Annotated in this window: 14 protein-coding genes; 8 read left to right on the top strand and 6 right to left on the bottom strand. The window is 75.5% G+C overall.

Going from position 1 to position 13,859, the window contains the following annotated elements; translation table 11 throughout:
- Positions 1 to 21: 21 nt before the first annotated feature.
- The 4 genes from K1J57_RS31730 to K1J57_RS31715 all read left to right on the top strand — a co-directional run bounded on the left by K1J57_RS31730 (position 22) and on the right by K1J57_RS31715 (position 3,692).
- Complete coding sequence (locus tag K1J57_RS31730; protein ID WP_255647273.1) at positions 22 to 753, top strand: GNAT family N-acetyltransferase; 732 nt, start codon at positions 22 to 24, stop codon at positions 751 to 753.
- A complete protein-coding gene (locus tag K1J57_RS31725) occupies positions 750 to 1,388 on the top strand; it encodes a MurR/RpiR family transcriptional regulator (protein ID WP_220562366.1) in 639 nt (212 codons plus the stop codon). The genes K1J57_RS31730 and K1J57_RS31725 overlap by 4 nt, the downstream gene beginning before the upstream one ends.
- Entirely contained in the window at positions 1,385 to 2,518 is a 1,134-nt protein-coding gene (gene menC / locus K1J57_RS31720) for an o-succinylbenzoate synthase (protein ID WP_220562365.1), read from the top strand. Before K1J57_RS31725 ends, menC begins: the two co-directional genes overlap by 4 nt.
- Positions 2,519 to 2,594: 76 nt before the next feature.
- Positions 2,595 to 3,692, top strand: coding sequence for an NAD(P)-binding domain-containing protein (locus tag K1J57_RS31715; RefSeq protein WP_220562364.1), 1,098 nt, complete (start codon positions 2,595 to 2,597; stop codon positions 3,690 to 3,692).
- Between the two features lie 20 nt (positions 3,693 to 3,712).
- Here the strand turns inward: K1J57_RS31715 and K1J57_RS31710 are convergent, their stop codons facing one another.
- Entirely contained in the window at positions 3,713 to 4,270 is a 558-nt protein-coding gene (locus K1J57_RS31710; RefSeq protein ID WP_255646745.1) for a TOPRIM nucleotidyl transferase/hydrolase domain-containing protein, read from the bottom strand.
- Positions 4,271 to 4,420: 150 nt separating this feature from the next.
- Between K1J57_RS31710 and K1J57_RS31705 the strand changes: the two genes are divergently transcribed.
- Positions 4,421 to 5,347, top strand: coding sequence for an NAD(P)-dependent oxidoreductase (locus tag K1J57_RS31705; RefSeq protein ID WP_220562363.1), 927 nt, complete (start codon positions 4,421 to 4,423; stop codon positions 5,345 to 5,347).
- On the opposite strand, the gene K1J57_RS31700 is transcribed toward K1J57_RS31705, so the two are convergent.
- The gene (locus tag K1J57_RS31700) at positions 5,262 to 6,158 is read right to left on the bottom strand and encodes an AraC family transcriptional regulator (RefSeq protein ID WP_220562362.1); all 897 of its coding nucleotides are present in this window, start codon (positions 6,156 to 6,158) and stop codon (positions 5,262 to 5,264) included. The genes K1J57_RS31705 and K1J57_RS31700 overlap by 86 nt on opposite strands.
- A 102-nt stretch (positions 6,159 to 6,260) precedes the next feature.
- On the opposite strand from K1J57_RS31700, the gene K1J57_RS31695 reads away from it, so the two are divergent.
- Both K1J57_RS31695 and K1J57_RS31690 read left to right on the top strand, forming a co-directional pair.
- Complete coding sequence (locus tag K1J57_RS31695) at positions 6,261 to 7,283, top strand: glutathione S-transferase family protein (RefSeq protein WP_220562361.1); 1,023 nt, start codon at positions 6,261 to 6,263, stop codon at positions 7,281 to 7,283.
- Between the two features lie 247 nt (positions 7,284 to 7,530).
- A complete protein-coding gene (locus tag K1J57_RS31690; RefSeq protein ID WP_220562360.1) occupies positions 7,531 to 8,424 on the top strand; it encodes a transposase in 894 nt (297 codons plus the stop codon).
- 26 nt (positions 8,425 to 8,450) lie between these two features.
- Here K1J57_RS31690 and K1J57_RS31685 read toward each other — a convergent pair whose 3' ends face one another.
- Complete coding sequence (locus K1J57_RS31685) at positions 8,451 to 9,350, bottom strand: LysR family transcriptional regulator (protein WP_220562359.1); 900 nt, start codon at positions 9,348 to 9,350, stop codon at positions 8,451 to 8,453.
- A 106-nt stretch (positions 9,351 to 9,456) separates the two neighbouring features.
- Between K1J57_RS31685 and K1J57_RS31680 the strand changes: the two genes are divergently transcribed.
- Positions 9,457 to 10,422, top strand: coding sequence for an EamA family transporter (locus tag K1J57_RS31680; protein ID WP_220562358.1), 966 nt, complete (start codon positions 9,457 to 9,459; stop codon positions 10,420 to 10,422).
- Here the strand turns inward: K1J57_RS31680 and K1J57_RS31675 are convergent.
- From K1J57_RS31675 to K1J57_RS31665, 3 genes are all read right to left on the bottom strand, one after another.
- Entirely contained in the window at positions 10,370 to 11,587 is a 1,218-nt protein-coding gene (locus K1J57_RS31675; RefSeq protein ID WP_220562357.1) for an FAD-dependent oxidoreductase, read from the bottom strand. The two genes, K1J57_RS31680 and K1J57_RS31675, sit on opposite strands and share 53 nt — an antisense overlap.
- Before the next feature lie 36 nt (positions 11,588 to 11,623).
- On the bottom strand, positions 11,624 to 12,436 hold the full coding sequence (locus K1J57_RS31670) for a TetR/AcrR family transcriptional regulator (protein WP_220562356.1): 813 nt from the start codon (positions 12,434 to 12,436) through the stop codon (positions 11,624 to 11,626).
- A gap of 143 nt (positions 12,437 to 12,579) precedes the next feature.
- On the bottom strand, positions 12,580 to 13,773 hold the full coding sequence (locus K1J57_RS31665; protein ID WP_220562354.1) for an FAD-dependent monooxygenase: 1,194 nt from the start codon (positions 13,771 to 13,773) through the stop codon (positions 12,580 to 12,582).
- Positions 13,774 to 13,859: the final 86 nt, after the last annotated feature.

Here is a 13,859-nt window from a genome sequence, read left to right as displayed (position 1 = left end):
CTCCGGAGGCGAAGCGTGACGATGCGTGTCCAGCACTCCTCCCCCGGACGCCCGGCCTCGGACGGGATCACCGTCCGGGACCTCACCACCGCCGCGGAGTGGTCCGCGGCCTCCGGCCTCTACCGCTCCGTCTTCGGCTACGAGGGACCCGAGCACGCGGTCAGCCCTCGCCTCCTCGCCGCCCTGCGCGAGAACGGGGGCAGCGTGCTCGGGGCCTTCGACGAGAACGGTTCGCTGGTCGGCTTCTGCTACGGCGTCCACGCCGTCGACGGCGGAGCGCCCTACCACTACTCGCAGACCGCCGTCGTGGCCCCGACCGTCCAGGGGCGCGGCGTCGGCCGGGCCCTGAAGCGGGGGCAGGCCGAGGCGGCGCGCAGGACCGGCGTGGACACCATGCGCTGGGCCTTCGACCCCTACTCGCTGCGCAACGCGCACTTCAACCTCGAAGTCCTCGGAGCGGTCGGCATCCGCTTCCTCCCCGACTTCTACGACGACGGGGGCTCCGACCGCGTCATCGTCAGCTGGGGCCTGGGAACCGAGGCCGGCCGGCCTCGGGCCGAGGGGCCCGGCCACCGCACCACGGTCACCGCGCCCGCCGGGCCCCGGACCGCGGCGGAGGACCCCGGAGACCGGGCCCGCCTCTCGGCGGAACTGCGGGCCCGCTTCGCGGAAGGCCTGCGGCTCGTCTCGGTCGCCAGGCCGGAGAATGCTCCCGACACCGTGGTCTACACCTTCAGTCGAGGAGAGACATGACCCCCCAGCGCGGAACCACCCCGTCCGAGCGCTTCGACCGCAACGTCCAGCGCCGCTCCGCCCAGGTGCTCAAGCAGCGCGTCCTCGAACAGCAGCGCGCCGAGTTCGACACCGCCCTGGCCTGGGCCGCGGAGGAGGACGCCATCGAGCGGGCCGCCGCCCTGATCGTCTCCGCCCGGCGCCGCTACCTCCTGGGATCGGGCAAGTCCCTGGGCTACGCCTGCATGCTCGCCTCCGACCTCACGGCGGGCCTGTCCGGCGTCCACTTCGTCGACGGCTCCGCGCTGCGCGCACTCGACGTGCTCAGCGACATCCGCGCCGGGGACCTGCTGGTGGCGGTCTCCCTGTCCCGGTACCGGCGCGAGACCGTCGAGGTCGCCCGCACCTACGCCGAGCGCGGCGGAACCCTCGTCCTCATCACGGACGCGGAGGACGCCCCGCTCGTCCGCTACGCCGCGGCCGCGGTCGTCCTGGACCTCTCCAGCGCCTCCTACACCAACTCGCCCACCTCGGTCGCGCTCTCCCTGCACCTGTTGGCGACCCTGACCATCGCCAGTTCCAAGGGGGCCGGGCGCCGCCTGCGCGAACGGGACGCCCTCTCCGCCGAACTCGGCCTCTACACGGAGGAAGAATGACCCGCATCGACCGCATCGAACTCCACCGGGTGCGGCTGCCCCTGGTCCACCGCTTCCAGACCAGCTCCCACGCCAAGACGGAACTGGAGCACATCCTGGTCCGGCTCACCGACGGCGAGGGGGCGGAGGGGTGGGGCGAGATCGCCTCGCCCAGCGGCCCCTTCTACTCGGCCGAGACGGTCGAGACCTGCTGGTCGGTCGCGGTCGACCACCTGGTGCCGATCGTCCTGGGCGCCGACTGGGAGCACCCCGGGGAGCTGGCCCGCGCCATGGCCCGGGTGCGCGGCAACCGCTTCGCCCGCGCCGGCTTCGACACGGCGGCCTGGGCGCTGTGGTCGCTGCGCCGGGGCGTGCCCCTGGCCCGCGCGCTGGGCGGCGGGCGCGACACCGTGGAGGCGGGCGTCTCCCTGGGGATCGAACCGGGGATCGACGCCCTCCTGGAACAGGTCGGGCTCCGCGTCGCCGAGGGCTACCGCCGCGTCAAGCTCAAGATCGCGCCGGGCTGGGACGTCGAGCCGGTGCGGGCCGTCCGCGCCGCCTTCCCCGGCGTGCCCGTCCACGTCGACGCCAACGGCGTCTACGAGGACACCGAGGAGCACCATGCGGTCCTGCGGGAACTGGACGGGTGGGGGCTGCTCATGGTCGAGCAGCCCTTCGCCCCGTCGGCCCTGCTGGCCCACGCCCGGCTCCAGCGGACCATGGAGACCCCGGTCTGCCTCGACGAGTCGGTGGAGGACCCCGAGGACCTGAACACCGCGCTGGCCCTGGGGGCCGGGCGCGTCCTCAACATCAAGGTGTCCCGGATGGGCGGTCTGACCCAGGCCGTGCGCGCGCACGACATCGCCCGCGACCACGGCGTCCCGGTCTGGTGCGGCGGCATGCACGAGTTCGGCGTGGGCCGCGCGGCCAACGTCGCGCTCAGCTCCCTGCCCGGGTTCACCCTGCCCTCGGACGTGTCCGGCTCGGACAAGTACTACGCGCGCGACATCACCACCGAACCGGTGGTGTGCACCGGCGGAACCGTGCGGGTGCCGACGCGGCCGGGGGCGGGGTGGGTGCCGGACACCGGTTTCCTGCGCACGGTGGCGACCCGGAGCCTGGTCAGGGAGGCCTCCGCCGCGGCCGTCTGAGCCCCGGCGCCGCACCGGGAAGAAACCCCGCCGCGCGTTGTTGCCCATGGACGGCGACGACGCGAAGGGGGACGCCATGACGGGCGGAGCACCGGGAGGACCGCAGGAGGCGGAGGTGGTCGTGGTGGGCGCGGGCCAGGCCGGCCTGTCGGCGGCCTGGCACCTGCGCCGCCTGGGCCTGGTGCCGGGCACCGACGCGGTGGTCCTGGACCGAGGGCCCGCCCCCGGCGGGGCCTGGCAGTTCCGCTGGGAGGCGCTGCGCCTGGACGACGCCCACAAGGTCGACGACCTGCCGGGCATGCGGGAGATCGGGCTGAGCTTCGCCACCGCCGACGGCGACCGCCCGGCCCGCGACGTCGTCCGCGAGTACTACGACCGCTACGAGCGGGCCTTCGACCTGCGGGTGCGCCGCCCGGTCGAGGTCACGGCGGTCCGCGAGGCCGGCGACGGCCGCCTGCGGGTGGAGACCGACCGGGGGGCCCTGCTCACCCGGGCGCTGGTCAACGCCAGCGGCACCTGGGCCCGGCCCTTCCGCCCGTACTTCGCGGGCGCCGCGGACTTCCGGGGCGTGCAGGTGTCCACGCCGCAGTACCGGTCCGCGCGGGACTTCGCGGGCCTGCGCGTGGCCGTGGTGGGCGGGGGCACCTCCGCCACCGGCTTCCTGCACGAACTGGAGGGGGTGGCCGCCTCGACGGTCTGGGTCACCCGGCGCCCGGTGCGGTTCACCGACGACCCCGGGGCCGGGGTCGAGGCGGTGCGCCGGGCGGACGAGGCCGCCCGCGCGGGGCGGCCGCTGCCCAGCATCTCCAGCGGCACGGGCCTGCCCGCCACCCCGCGCAACCTGGCCGCCGTCGAACGCGGGCTCCTGGTCGCCCGCCCCATGTTCGCCGCCGTGGAGCCCGACGGGCTGCGCTGGGCCGACGGGGCCTTCGAGCCCGTGGACGCGATCATCTGGGCCACGGGCTTCCGCGCCGAGCTCACCCACCTGGCCCCCCTGGGGCTGCGCGAACCCGGGGGAGGGGTGAGGGTGGAGCAGGGCCGCTCGGTGCGCGACCCGCGCGTGTTCCTGGCCGGGTACGGGCCGCAGGCCAGCACCATCGGCGCCAACCGGGCCGGGCGGACCGTCGCCCGCCAGGTGGTGGAGTACCTGCGCGGCGCACCGGCCGCCGCCTGAGCCGACCGGCGCCGCCCCGCTCAGGCGGAGGCCTCCCCGGCCGCCACCTCCAGCGCGGCCAGGACCGCCGCCAGCGGTCCCGGCACCCGCTCGGGGGCCAGGGCCTGCGCCATCGCCCGGGCGTACTGCTCCTTGTTGTTGCTCATGAACCCGTGCAGCTGCCGGTCGGCGGGGCGGCCCCGGTGCGCGGGCTGCCTGCGGTAGATCCGCAGGGACCGCTCCCGGCCCTGGCCGGCGATCACCTGTTCCACCCCGGCCACGCCCAGCGCGCGGATCAGCTCGTCCTCCAGGTCGTCCACGCACACGTGGAAGTCCCGGCCCAGGCCCGCCCCGGCGAACGCCCGCGCGAAGTGCCGCTCCTCGGCGGCGTCGCACAGCCCCACCAGGCGCAGCCCGGCGCCCCGCGGCCCCAGCCGGGCCACGAAGCGGCCGACGTTGGTGGCCCCGCCCATGGGCACGATCGCCGCGCCCAGGACCCGCGGGTCCAGCCCGCGCCCCGGGGCCAGGGCCAGCAGGGCGGCGCGATCGCTCTCGCCCTCGACGAGGATCGCGGTGCCCAAGCCGTTCAGCCCTTCCACGGGCGTCACACTACGGTCCGCGGACCGGCGGCCGCACGCCGTTTTCGCCGCCGCACGATCGTTCAAGACGCGGCCGGCCCCGCGGTGCTCCGATACGTGCGGGGCGCCGGGCGGCGCCCGGACGGCACCCTCCCGGGAGGAGACGAGGACATGGCGATCGGTTTCGTCGGACTGGGCATCATGGGGACCCCCATGGCGCTGCGGCTGCTGCGCGCGGGCACCGACCTCGTGGTGTGGAACCGGTCCCCGCACCGGTGCGGCCCCCTGGAACGCGCGGGCGCGCGGATCGCCGCGGATCCGGCCGAGGTGTTCGACTCCTGTTCCGCGGTGATCCTCATGCTCTCCGACGAGGCGGCCGCCGACGCCGTGCTGGGCCGCACGGCGGAGGGGGAGGTGGCCGTCGGCGTCGCCGGGCGCACGGTCGTCCACATGGGCACGATCGCCCCGGCGGCCTCCCGGGCCCTGGGGGCGGACATCGAGGCCGCGGGCGGCCGCTACGTGGAGGCCCCGGTCTCGGGCTCGCGCGGACCGGCCGAGGAGGGGAGCCTGGTGGCGATGCTCGCGGGCGACCCGGAGCCGGTGGCGGAGGCCGCCCGGATCATCGCGCCGCTGTGCACGGACCAGGTCGTGTGCGGGCCGGTGCCCGCCGCCCTGACCCTCAAGCTCGCGGTGAACACCTTCCTCATCACCCTGGTCACCGGGCTGGCCGAGGCGTTCCACTTCGCCGAGCGCCAGGGACTGGACCCGGGCCTGCTGGCCCGTGTCCTGGACGCCGGGCCCATGGCCAGCGCCGTTTCCCGGGCCAAGGCGGACAAGCTCGTCTCCGGGGACTTCGCGCCGCAGGCGGCGGTCGCCGACGTGTTCAAGAACAGCCGCCTGGTCGTGGAGGCCGCCCGTGCGGCGGGCGCGGCGGCGCCGCTGATGGAGGCGTGCCTGCGCGCGTTCGCCGACGCCGACCGCTCCGGCCACGGCGGCCGGGACATGGCCGCCGTCATCGAGGCGCTGCGGGCGGCCGACCCCGGCCCCGCTCCGGAGCGGGCACCCGCTCCAGCGCCGCCGCCCAGCGGCCGGGGGTGAGCCCGTAGGCGCCCTTGAAGACGCGGGTGAGGTGGCTCTGGTCGGCGAACCCGGCCTCCACCGCCGCCGCGGCCAGGGGGACGCCCGAGGCGATCAGCCGCCGGGCCCGGTCCAGCCGCCGCATGGCGCGGAACCGGGTGGGGCTGGTGCCGAACGCCTCGCGGAACCGGCGCGCGACCGTCCACCGGTCCAGCCCGCAGGCCCGCTCCAGCTCCTCGGCGGAGTGCGCGGCGGCCGGGTCGTCGGCGATGAGCCCGCGCGCCCGCTCCAGCTCCGCCAGCGGCAGGGGCCCGCCCCGGGGCCGGGCCGGGGCGGACCGCCCCGACCAGGCCAGGAGCAGGTCGGCCAGGGACGCGGCCAGCTCCGCCCCGGCCAGGCCGTCCAAAGGGTCGTCCATGGTGCCCAGCCACCGCAGCAGGGCGCGGGGCACCCGCTCGGTGGGCACCACGGGGTCGGCCACGAACGGCAGCGGCACCCCGCCCAGCGCCCGCTGGACCAGCGCGGGGTCGATGTGGACGATCCGGTAGCCGAACCCCTCCTCGGTCCCGGCCGCCCCGTCGTGCTCCTCGTCCGGGTGCAGCACGTGGGCCTGCCCGGGCAGGCAGTGGTGGCGCCCGCCGCGGTAGCCGAACCCCTGGACCCCGGCCAGGGTGACGCCGACCGCGTACACGTCGTGCCGGTGCGGGGCGAAGCCCCCGGAGGAGAACGACACCGCCAGCCGCTCGATCCCCGGGGCGCCGCGCCCGTAGCGCAGCCTGCCGCCCCGGGCGCCCGCCAGGGGCCCGACCGGTTCCGGGGTCGTGTCGTCCATGGGAGGACCACGGTAGCCCAGGCCCTCCGCCCGGTACCGGGCGCGCCGCCGCCGCGGGGATACGATGCGACCGGCAGTGCCGTCGCCGGGAGGAGAAGCGGGATGCGGGCCAACGAAGTCCCCACGGAGGAGATCACACGCGATCCGGCGGCCTTCGCCGACCGGGTCACCGCGGACGGCCGGTTCGGTCGCGCCGCCGAGCCCGGGCGCTACCGGCTGGTGGTCAACCGGGCCTGCCCGTGGGCGCACCGGACCGTCATCGTCCGCCGCCTCATGGGCCTGGAGGGCGCGGTCTCCCTCGCCGTCACCGACCCCAGGCAGGAGGTCATCGACGGCGACCCGCACTGGGTGTTCACCGAGGAGACCGGCAGCCCGGGCGGCGTGGACCCGGTGCTGGGCATCCACGCCCTGCGCGAGGCCTACCTGGCCCGCGACCCCGGCTACACCGGCGGGGTGAGCGTGCCCGGCCTGGTCGACACCGCCACCGGCCACCTGGCCACCAACGACTACGACCGGCTCTGCCTGGACATGGCCACCGAATGGGGGCCGCTCACCCGCGAGGGCGCCCCCGACCTGTACCCGGAACCGCTGCGCGAGGAGATCGAGGCGGTCGGCGCGGAGGTCTACCGCGACCTCAACAACGGGGTGTACCGGGCCGGGTTCGCCCCCGACCAGGAGCACTACGACCGCGCCGTGGCCGGGGTGTTCGCCCGCCTGGACGACCTGGAGGCGCGCCTGTCCTCCCGCCGCTACCTGGTGGGGGAGACCCTGACGATGGCCGACATCCGGCTGTTCACCACCCTGGTGCGCTTCGACGCCGTGTACCACGGGCACTTCAAGTGCAACATCGCCAAGCTCATCGAGTACCCGGCGCTGTGGGCGTACGCCCGCGACCTGTTCCAGACCCCGGGGTTCGGCGACACCACCCACTTCGACCACATCCGGGTCCACTACTACTGGGTGCACACCGGCATCAACCCGACGCGGGTCGTCGCCGCCGGGCCCGACCCGCGGGGGTGGCTCGCCCCGCACGGGCGCGAGGCGCTGGGCGGGTCGCCGTTCGGGGAGGGCACCGCGCCCGGCCCGGTCCCGGAGGGCGAACGCGTCCCCGCCATCGCCGACTGAGCGCCGCCCCGAGCACCCGCCGTGCCGCCGGCGGGGCCGCGAGGCGCCGTCGGGGCCGAAGGCCCCCGTCCCCCGAGGGCACCGCGCAGGGCGGCGGCGCCGCGGCCGTCGGCCGCCCGCCGGGGACCTTCCGCCACCCGTCGGGCGGGCCGAAGCGCGGCGGGGTCCGCGAGGACACGGCCTAGATCGTTGATGGGAAATCCCTGAACCCGCTGCGCGCATGGCGAAGGGCGTCGAGGATCAGAGTGTGACCAATGACCTTGACGCCCTTCTGACAGCACTCTACGTCCATCTCGACGACCATGTGCTCCCTTCGGCGAACCAGCGCCGCGGCCCGGGCCGCCCCCGAAAGCTCACCGACGCCGAACTCGTCTGTGTCGCCCTGGCCCAGGTCCTGCTCAGGTGTGACTCCGAACGCCACTGGATGCGGGCGGCACCGGCCCGGATCGGGCACCTGTTCCCCCGCCTGCCCGGCCAGTCCGAGTACAACCGCCACCTGCGCGATGCGGCCCCGGTCCTGCTCAAGGCCGCGATGTGGCCGGCCCGCTCCGTCCCGACCTGGTGGGAGGGTGTGCGGTTGATGGACGGCACCCCGGTGCGGTGCGGGGCCTCTCGCGTGACGGTGGACCGCTCCGGCCCGGGCGAGGTGGCCGGGTACGGGCGGGACGTGTCCCACCACGCCTTCTACTGGGGTGCCAAGCTCGTGCTCATCACTACCGCGGAGGGGTCGGTGTGCGCGTTCTCCCTGGCCCACCCCAAGGAGTTGGACGAACGCAAACAGGCACTGCATCTGCTGCACGTCCGACCGTGCGCTCCGGGGCCGGCGGTGATCGTGTGCGACAAGGGCTTCGCCGGGGTCGGTATCGAGACGGCGGCCGCCGGGTTGGGGTTTGCCCTGGTGCGTCCGGCGCTCAAGGGCGAATCCGTCGAGGGCCGGTTCCCGGGCTGGTTGCGTCAGAGGATCGAGGCCGTCATCTGGACGTTGAAGAACCAGCTCGGCCTGGAGCGCCACCAGGCTCGCACCAGTGAGGGGCTGTGGGCGCGGGTGTGCCAGCGCATCTGCGCGCTCAACGCCGCGATCTGGCACAACTGGCTGGTGGGTGCCCCGGTCAAGCGGTCGTTGATCGCCTACGACCACTGACCAGGACACATTTCCCCATCAACGATCTAGAGACGGGCGGCGTGCTCGCGTAGCACCCGCACGGCCTCGGTGATCGCCGGCCGGCGGGACGCGCCCTCGCGCCACAGCACCGCCAGGCCCCGCACCGGTGCCGGGTCCACCGGCCGCACCGCCACGTCGGCGGGCAGCGGCCCCCGGCCCAGGCGCGGGACCACGGCGACGCCCAGGCCGGCGGCCACCAGCGCCAGCTGCGTCTGGTACTCGGCCACGTAGTGGGCGATGTCGGGCTCGGTGCCGGTGGAGCGCACCGTGCGGGTCAGCCAGTCGTGGCACACCGTCCCCGGGGGCTGGCAGATCCACCGCTCCCCGGCCACGTCGGCGCGGGTCAGGGAGTCCCGGGCGGTGAGGGGGTGGTCGGGCGGCAGCAGGACGTCGCAGCGGTCCTCGCCGATGCGCTCCCGCGCCACCCCCTCGGGGACGCTCATCGGGGCGATGTCCCAGTCGTGCACCACGGCCAGGTCCACGGTGCCCTGGGCGACCATGTGCGGGGTGGCGTGCGGGTCCTCCTCGAACAGCCGCACGTCCAGCGCGGGGTGGGCGGCGGCCAGCTCGGCGAGCACCCCCGGCAGCAGTCCTCGCGCGGCCGTGGCGAAGGACGCGACGGTCAGCCGCCCGTGCGGGCGGCCGCGCCGCTCCTCCAGGGACACCTCGGCCTCCTCGACCAGCGCCAGCACCCGCCCGGCGGTGCCCACGAGCATCGCGGCGGCGTCGGTGAGCACCACGCCGCGCCCGCGCCGCTCCAGCAGCGGGGTGCCGGTCTCGCGTTCGAGCTTGCCGACCTGCTGGGAGACCGCCGAGGGGGTGTAGCCCAGGGCCTTGGCGGCGGCCGCCACCGATCCGTGGACGTGGACGGCGTGCAGGGCGCGCAGCCGGGAGAGGTCGAGCACGGGGCGCTCCTTTCGGGAGGACACCACCATTATGTAGCAGGCGTGAATCCGACGGTGTAGGAATCTTCGCTGGTGCTTAATCCGCCGGGCGGCCATGATCGGACCCATGCGTCCCTTCCACCTGTTCCTGGCCGTGCTCGTCGCGGCCGTCTGGGGTGTCAACTTCGTCGTGATCGAGGTCGGCCTCGACCACTTCCCGCCCCTGCTCTTCACCGCCCTGCGCTTCCTCGTCGCGGCCGTGCCCGCGGTCTTCCTCGTCAAGCGGCCCCGGGTCGCCCTGGGGTGGATCCTCGTGGTCGGGCTGACCCTGGGGGTGGCCAAGTTCGGCCTGGTCTTCACCGGCATGCACCTGGGCATGCCCGCCGGGCTCACGTCGCTGGTGCTCCAGGTCCAGGCGGTGTTCACTGCGGGCTTCGCGGTGGTGTTCCTGGGCGAGCGGCTGCGCCCGCTGCGCTATGCGGGCATGGCCGTGGCGCTGGGCGGGATCGGTGTCGCGGCCTGGGCCCAGGGCGGATCGGGGCCGCTGGCGGCGTTCTCGATGATCATCGCGGCGGCCGCGTTCTGGGGCCTGGCCAACGTGGCGACCCGCAAGGCGGCTCCGCCCGACACCCTGTCCTGGATGGTGTGGGTGAGCCTGGTCCCTCCGCTGCCGCTGTTCGCGCTGTCCCTGCTCGTGGAGGGGCCGGAGGCGGGCCTGGCCGCGCTGCGCGGCCTCGACCTCACCGGGATCGGCGCACTGCTGTTCATCGCCTGGGTGGCGACCGTGTTCGGGTTCGGCGTGTGGGGGTTCCTGCTGCGCGAGCACGACGCCTCGGCGGTCGCCCCGTTCACGCTGCTCGTGCCGGTGTTCGGGATGCTCTCGGCGTGGGTGTTCCTGGGGGAGGAGCTCACACCGCTCAACCTGCTGGCCGCGGTGCTGCTGGTGGGCGGGGTCGCGCTCACCGCCCTGGGCGGCGGGCGCTCCCGGGCCGGGGGCCGGGACCCGGGGGAGGAGCGGGGGAACGGGCCGGAGGAGGGCGTCAGCGGCGGGCGAACTCCGGGGCGTGTTCCGAGCGCAGCCCCAGACCGATGAGGCGGGCGGGCACCGCGGTCATGAACGGCAGGTGCTCCAGCACCCAGAGCACCGGTGCGGGCGGCCCCATCCTGCGGCCCTGGAGGATCGGCTCGACCAGGATCTTCTCCATGGTCCGCTGGAGGCGCTGGACGACGGCGGTCGGCGCCAGCCTGCGCGCGCGCACCCGCGCCAGGGCGCGCCCGTCGGCGGTCCCCCTCCGGAGCGGTTCGGCCAGCAGGGTCGCCGCGGCCACCGCGTCCTGCACGGCGAGGTTGATGCCGACCCCGCCCAGCGGGGACATGGCGTGCGCGGCGTCGCCGATGCACAGCACGCCCTCGGCGTGCCAGCGGTGCAGCCGGTTCAGCCGGATGTCCAGGTGCTTGACGTCGTCCATGGACCCGATGGAGTCCACTCGGTCGGCCAGCTCCGGGAGCAGTTCGGCGACGTCGGCGCGGAACGCCTCCACGCCCCGGGCGCGCAGGTCGGGGTCGTTGCCCTTGCGGCCGATGTAGGCGACCTGGAGGTACCCCTCGCGGGGGATGACGATGAGGAACCGGCCCCGACCGGCCCGGGGGGTGAGCGCCATGGCGTCCTCCGGCGAGCCGGGCAGCCGGAACCACCAGGCGTCGATGCCCACCGGGAACTCCGCGGGGACCAGCCCCGCCTCGCGGCGGACCAGCGACCAGCGGCCGTCGCAGCCCACGGTGAGGTCGGCGCGGATCTCCCCCTCGCCGCCGGGGCCCCGGTACCGGGCGCCGACCACGCGGCCGCCCTCGCGGACCAGCCCGGTGGCCTCGGTGCCCATCCGCAGGGTGAAGGAGGGCTCCTCGTTCGCGGCCCCGGCCAGCAGGTTCAACAGGTCCCACTGGGGCACCATGGCGACGCTCCGGTAGGGGTGGGGCAGGCGGCGGAAGTCCGCGATGGTCACGATCCTGTCCCCGCCGAGGGGGAAGGCGACCCGGTCCAGCGGGCTCTGCGGCAGGGCGGCGAACTCCTCGCCCAGGCCGAGCTCGTCGAGCAGGCGCACGGTCGAGGGGTGGACGGTGTCGCCCCGGAAGTCGCGCAGGAAGTCGTCGTGCTTCTCCAGCACGGTCACCGCCACGCCCGCGCGGGCGAGCAGCAGGCCGAGCACCATCCCGGCGGGGCCGCCGCCGGCGATCAGGCAGGTCGTCTTCTCGGTCATCGGGGACTCCTGTTCCGGGGCTCCGTCGCCCCTGGTTCAGCGCGGCGGGTGGGTCGCCGCCGCTCGGAGGAAGGCGTCGCCGAGGACGGCGCAGGTCTCCTCCACGTCGGGGAAGTCGATGCCGGGCACCCCGGCCAGGGCGGGGCGCAGGGCGAAGTGGATGACGGCGGGGCCGACGAGCTGCTGGGCCAGCAGGGGCACGGGGAGGTCCCGCAGCCGCCCGGCGTCGATCTCCCGGCGCAGCCAGCCGCCCAGGGCGGCCAGCATGCGCGGGAAGAACCGGCTTGTCAGGAGGTTCCGGGCGGGGCCGCCGGGCCGGGCGAACACGTCGGCCAGCAGCGCGGGCATCACCCGGGGCTCGTCGGTGAACGCCCGGGCCAGCGCCCGGTGGACGCCCAGGACGGCGGCCGCCAGGTCCTCGCCCGGGTCGGCGAGGTGCCGTTCCAGCTCGGTCAGCGGGCCGTACCGCTCGAAGACCGCGGCCAGCAGGGCGTCGCGCGACCCGAAGGCGGCGTACACGCTGTGCACCGAGCAGTCGGCGGCGGCCGCGACGGCCTCCAGGGTGGTGGCCGCCAGGCCCGTCTCGCCCAGGAGGCGCGCCCCCGCCTCGACGGCCCGCTCCCGGACGGGAGGGCGCCCGCCGGGGTCGACGCCCGCCTCGCGGACCGCCGTGTCCAGGGCCCCGCGCCTGCCCCCGAGGCGGCGCAGGAGGGTGCTGCGGGAGACCCCCGCCTCCTGGGCTATCTCGATGAGAGGCACGTCGGCCACGTCCTTTCCCGTCCGCTCCGCGGCGCGGATCGCCGCGCCCACCAGATCGTCCGGAATCTTGGGGTGTTCGGTATCTGACATCAAGATAAAGGTAACCCGTAATCGAGTATCAGACAAGGGGGTCGGTGACGGAGTGACCACTGAGGAGAATGAGGAGAAAGAGTAGCTGTGTGCCGTCCGGGCCGGCGCCTGGGCCGGCGATGGGCGCCGGCCCGTCCGCCGGCTCAGGCGGCGGGTGGCAGCGCGACCGACGACAGCACCCGGGCGGCCCGCGAGTCCGAGTTCACCGCGCGGCGCAGCAGCGGCCGGGGCAGCCGCGGCAGGGCCCGCAGCGCCGCCGACCGCAGCGTCACCCCGAGCCGGGAGCGCGGGATGAGCGTGTCCATCGACGCCGCCCCCACCCCGCCCACCCGCCGCACGTAGGAGGCCAGGGCCGACTCGTAGGCGGCGGGGCCGGTCCGCGGGTCCTCCCCGAGGTGGTGGGCGAGCGTGTAGGCGCCCACCACCGCCAGGGTGGTGCCGCCGCCGACCGCGGCGCCCGGGCAGTACCCGGCGTCGCCGACCAGCGCCACCCGGCCGCGCGTCCAGGAGTCCATGGCGATCCGGCTGATGGAGTCGAAGTACAGGCCCTCGTCCCGGTCGGCGGCCTCCAGCAGCTCGGGCACCCGCCAGCCCTCCCCGGCGAACGCCTCCCGCAGGAACCGCCGCTGGGCGTCCAGGTCCCGGTGGTGCCCGTCGTACTCCCGCGCGTCCCGCGACAGCAGCGCGCCGCGGGCCCGGCCGGTGCCCGGCACCGGGAAGACCGCGGCCGTCCGGTCCACGGACTGGTAGAGCACCACCCGGCCGTCGGCCTCCCGCGGTTCGGGCAGGTCGAACACGGCGATGTGCCCGCCCAGGAACCTGCGGTACCGCTCCTCGGAGCCGAAGGCCAGGCGCCGGACGGCCGAGTGCAGCCCGTCGGCGCCCACCACCAGGTCGAACCGGCGCGGGGCGGCGCGCTCGAAGGCCGCGTCGACCCCGTCCCCGTCGTCGTGCAGGGAGGCGACGGAGTCCCCGGACAGGTACTCGACGTCGTCGCGGACGGCCTCGTGCAGGATGCGGGCCAGGTCGCCGCGCAGCACCTCCACGTGCCGGTCGTCGGTGGCGACCTCCGCCAGGGCGCCCATGTCGACGTCGACCGGGCGGCGCCCGGGGCGCTCCAGGCGGATGCGGGTGTTGCCGGTGGAGGCCTCGCGGATCCGGTCGATGAGGCCCATGCGCGTCGCGATCTCCACGGCGGGCTCGAACAGGTCCACCCCGAAGCCCCCGCCGCCCGCGGGCGCGCGCTCCACGAGCACGGGCCGGTGCCCCAGCCGGACGAGGCGGTGGGCCAGGACGGGGCCGGCGATCCCCGCGCCGGAGACGAGCACGGTCGCCATGGCGGCCTCCTTTTGTAGACTTACCGGAAGGTAAACAAAAAACACCGGCGATGGCAAGGCCCCCCATGGTCCAGACTGGTGACACC

This window comes from Nocardiopsis sp. MT53 (genome assembly GCF_019598965.1).
In the GTDB taxonomy this organism is placed as follows: Bacteria; Actinomycetota; Actinomycetes; order Streptosporangiales; family Streptosporangiaceae; genus Nocardiopsis; species Nocardiopsis changdeensis.
The sequence above is the reverse complement of the archived record's forward strand: the minus strand, read 5'-3'. Positions and strand labels throughout refer to the sequence as shown.

Excerpts from the sequence above, each read along its gene's own strand:
- menC (WP_220562365.1), top strand. The coding sequence starts at position 1,385 with ATGACCCGCATCGACCGCATCGAACTCCACCGGGTGCGGCTGCCCCTG.
- K1J57_RS31730 (WP_255647273.1), top strand. The coding sequence starts at position 22 with ATGCGTGTCCAGCACTCCTCCCCCGGACGCCCGGCCTCGGACGGGATC.
- K1J57_RS31665 (WP_220562354.1), bottom strand. The coding sequence starts at position 13,773 with ATGGCGACCGTGCTCGTCTCCGGCGCGGGGATCGCCGGCCCCGTCCTG.
- K1J57_RS31700 (WP_220562362.1), bottom strand. The coding sequence starts at position 6,158 with ATGGACGACACGACCCCGGAACCGGTCGGGCCCCTGGCGGGCGCCCGG.
- K1J57_RS31675 (WP_220562357.1), bottom strand. The coding sequence starts at position 11,587 with ATGACCGAGAAGACGACCTGCCTGATCGCCGGCGGCGGCCCCGCCGGG.
- K1J57_RS31705 (WP_220562363.1), top strand. The coding sequence starts at position 4,421 with ATGGCGATCGGTTTCGTCGGACTGGGCATCATGGGGACCCCCATGGCG.
- K1J57_RS31670 (WP_220562356.1), bottom strand. The coding sequence starts at position 12,436 with ATGTCAGATACCGAACACCCCAAGATTCCGGACGATCTGGTGGGCGCG.
- K1J57_RS31680 (WP_220562358.1), top strand. The coding sequence starts at position 9,457 with ATGCGTCCCTTCCACCTGTTCCTGGCCGTGCTCGTCGCGGCCGTCTGG.
- K1J57_RS31695 (WP_220562361.1), top strand. The coding sequence starts at position 6,261 with ATGCGGGCCAACGAAGTCCCCACGGAGGAGATCACACGCGATCCGGCG.
- K1J57_RS31715 (WP_220562364.1), top strand. The coding sequence starts at position 2,595 with ATGACGGGCGGAGCACCGGGAGGACCGCAGGAGGCGGAGGTGGTCGTG.
- K1J57_RS31725 (WP_220562366.1), top strand. The coding sequence starts at position 750 with ATGACCCCCCAGCGCGGAACCACCCCGTCCGAGCGCTTCGACCGCAAC.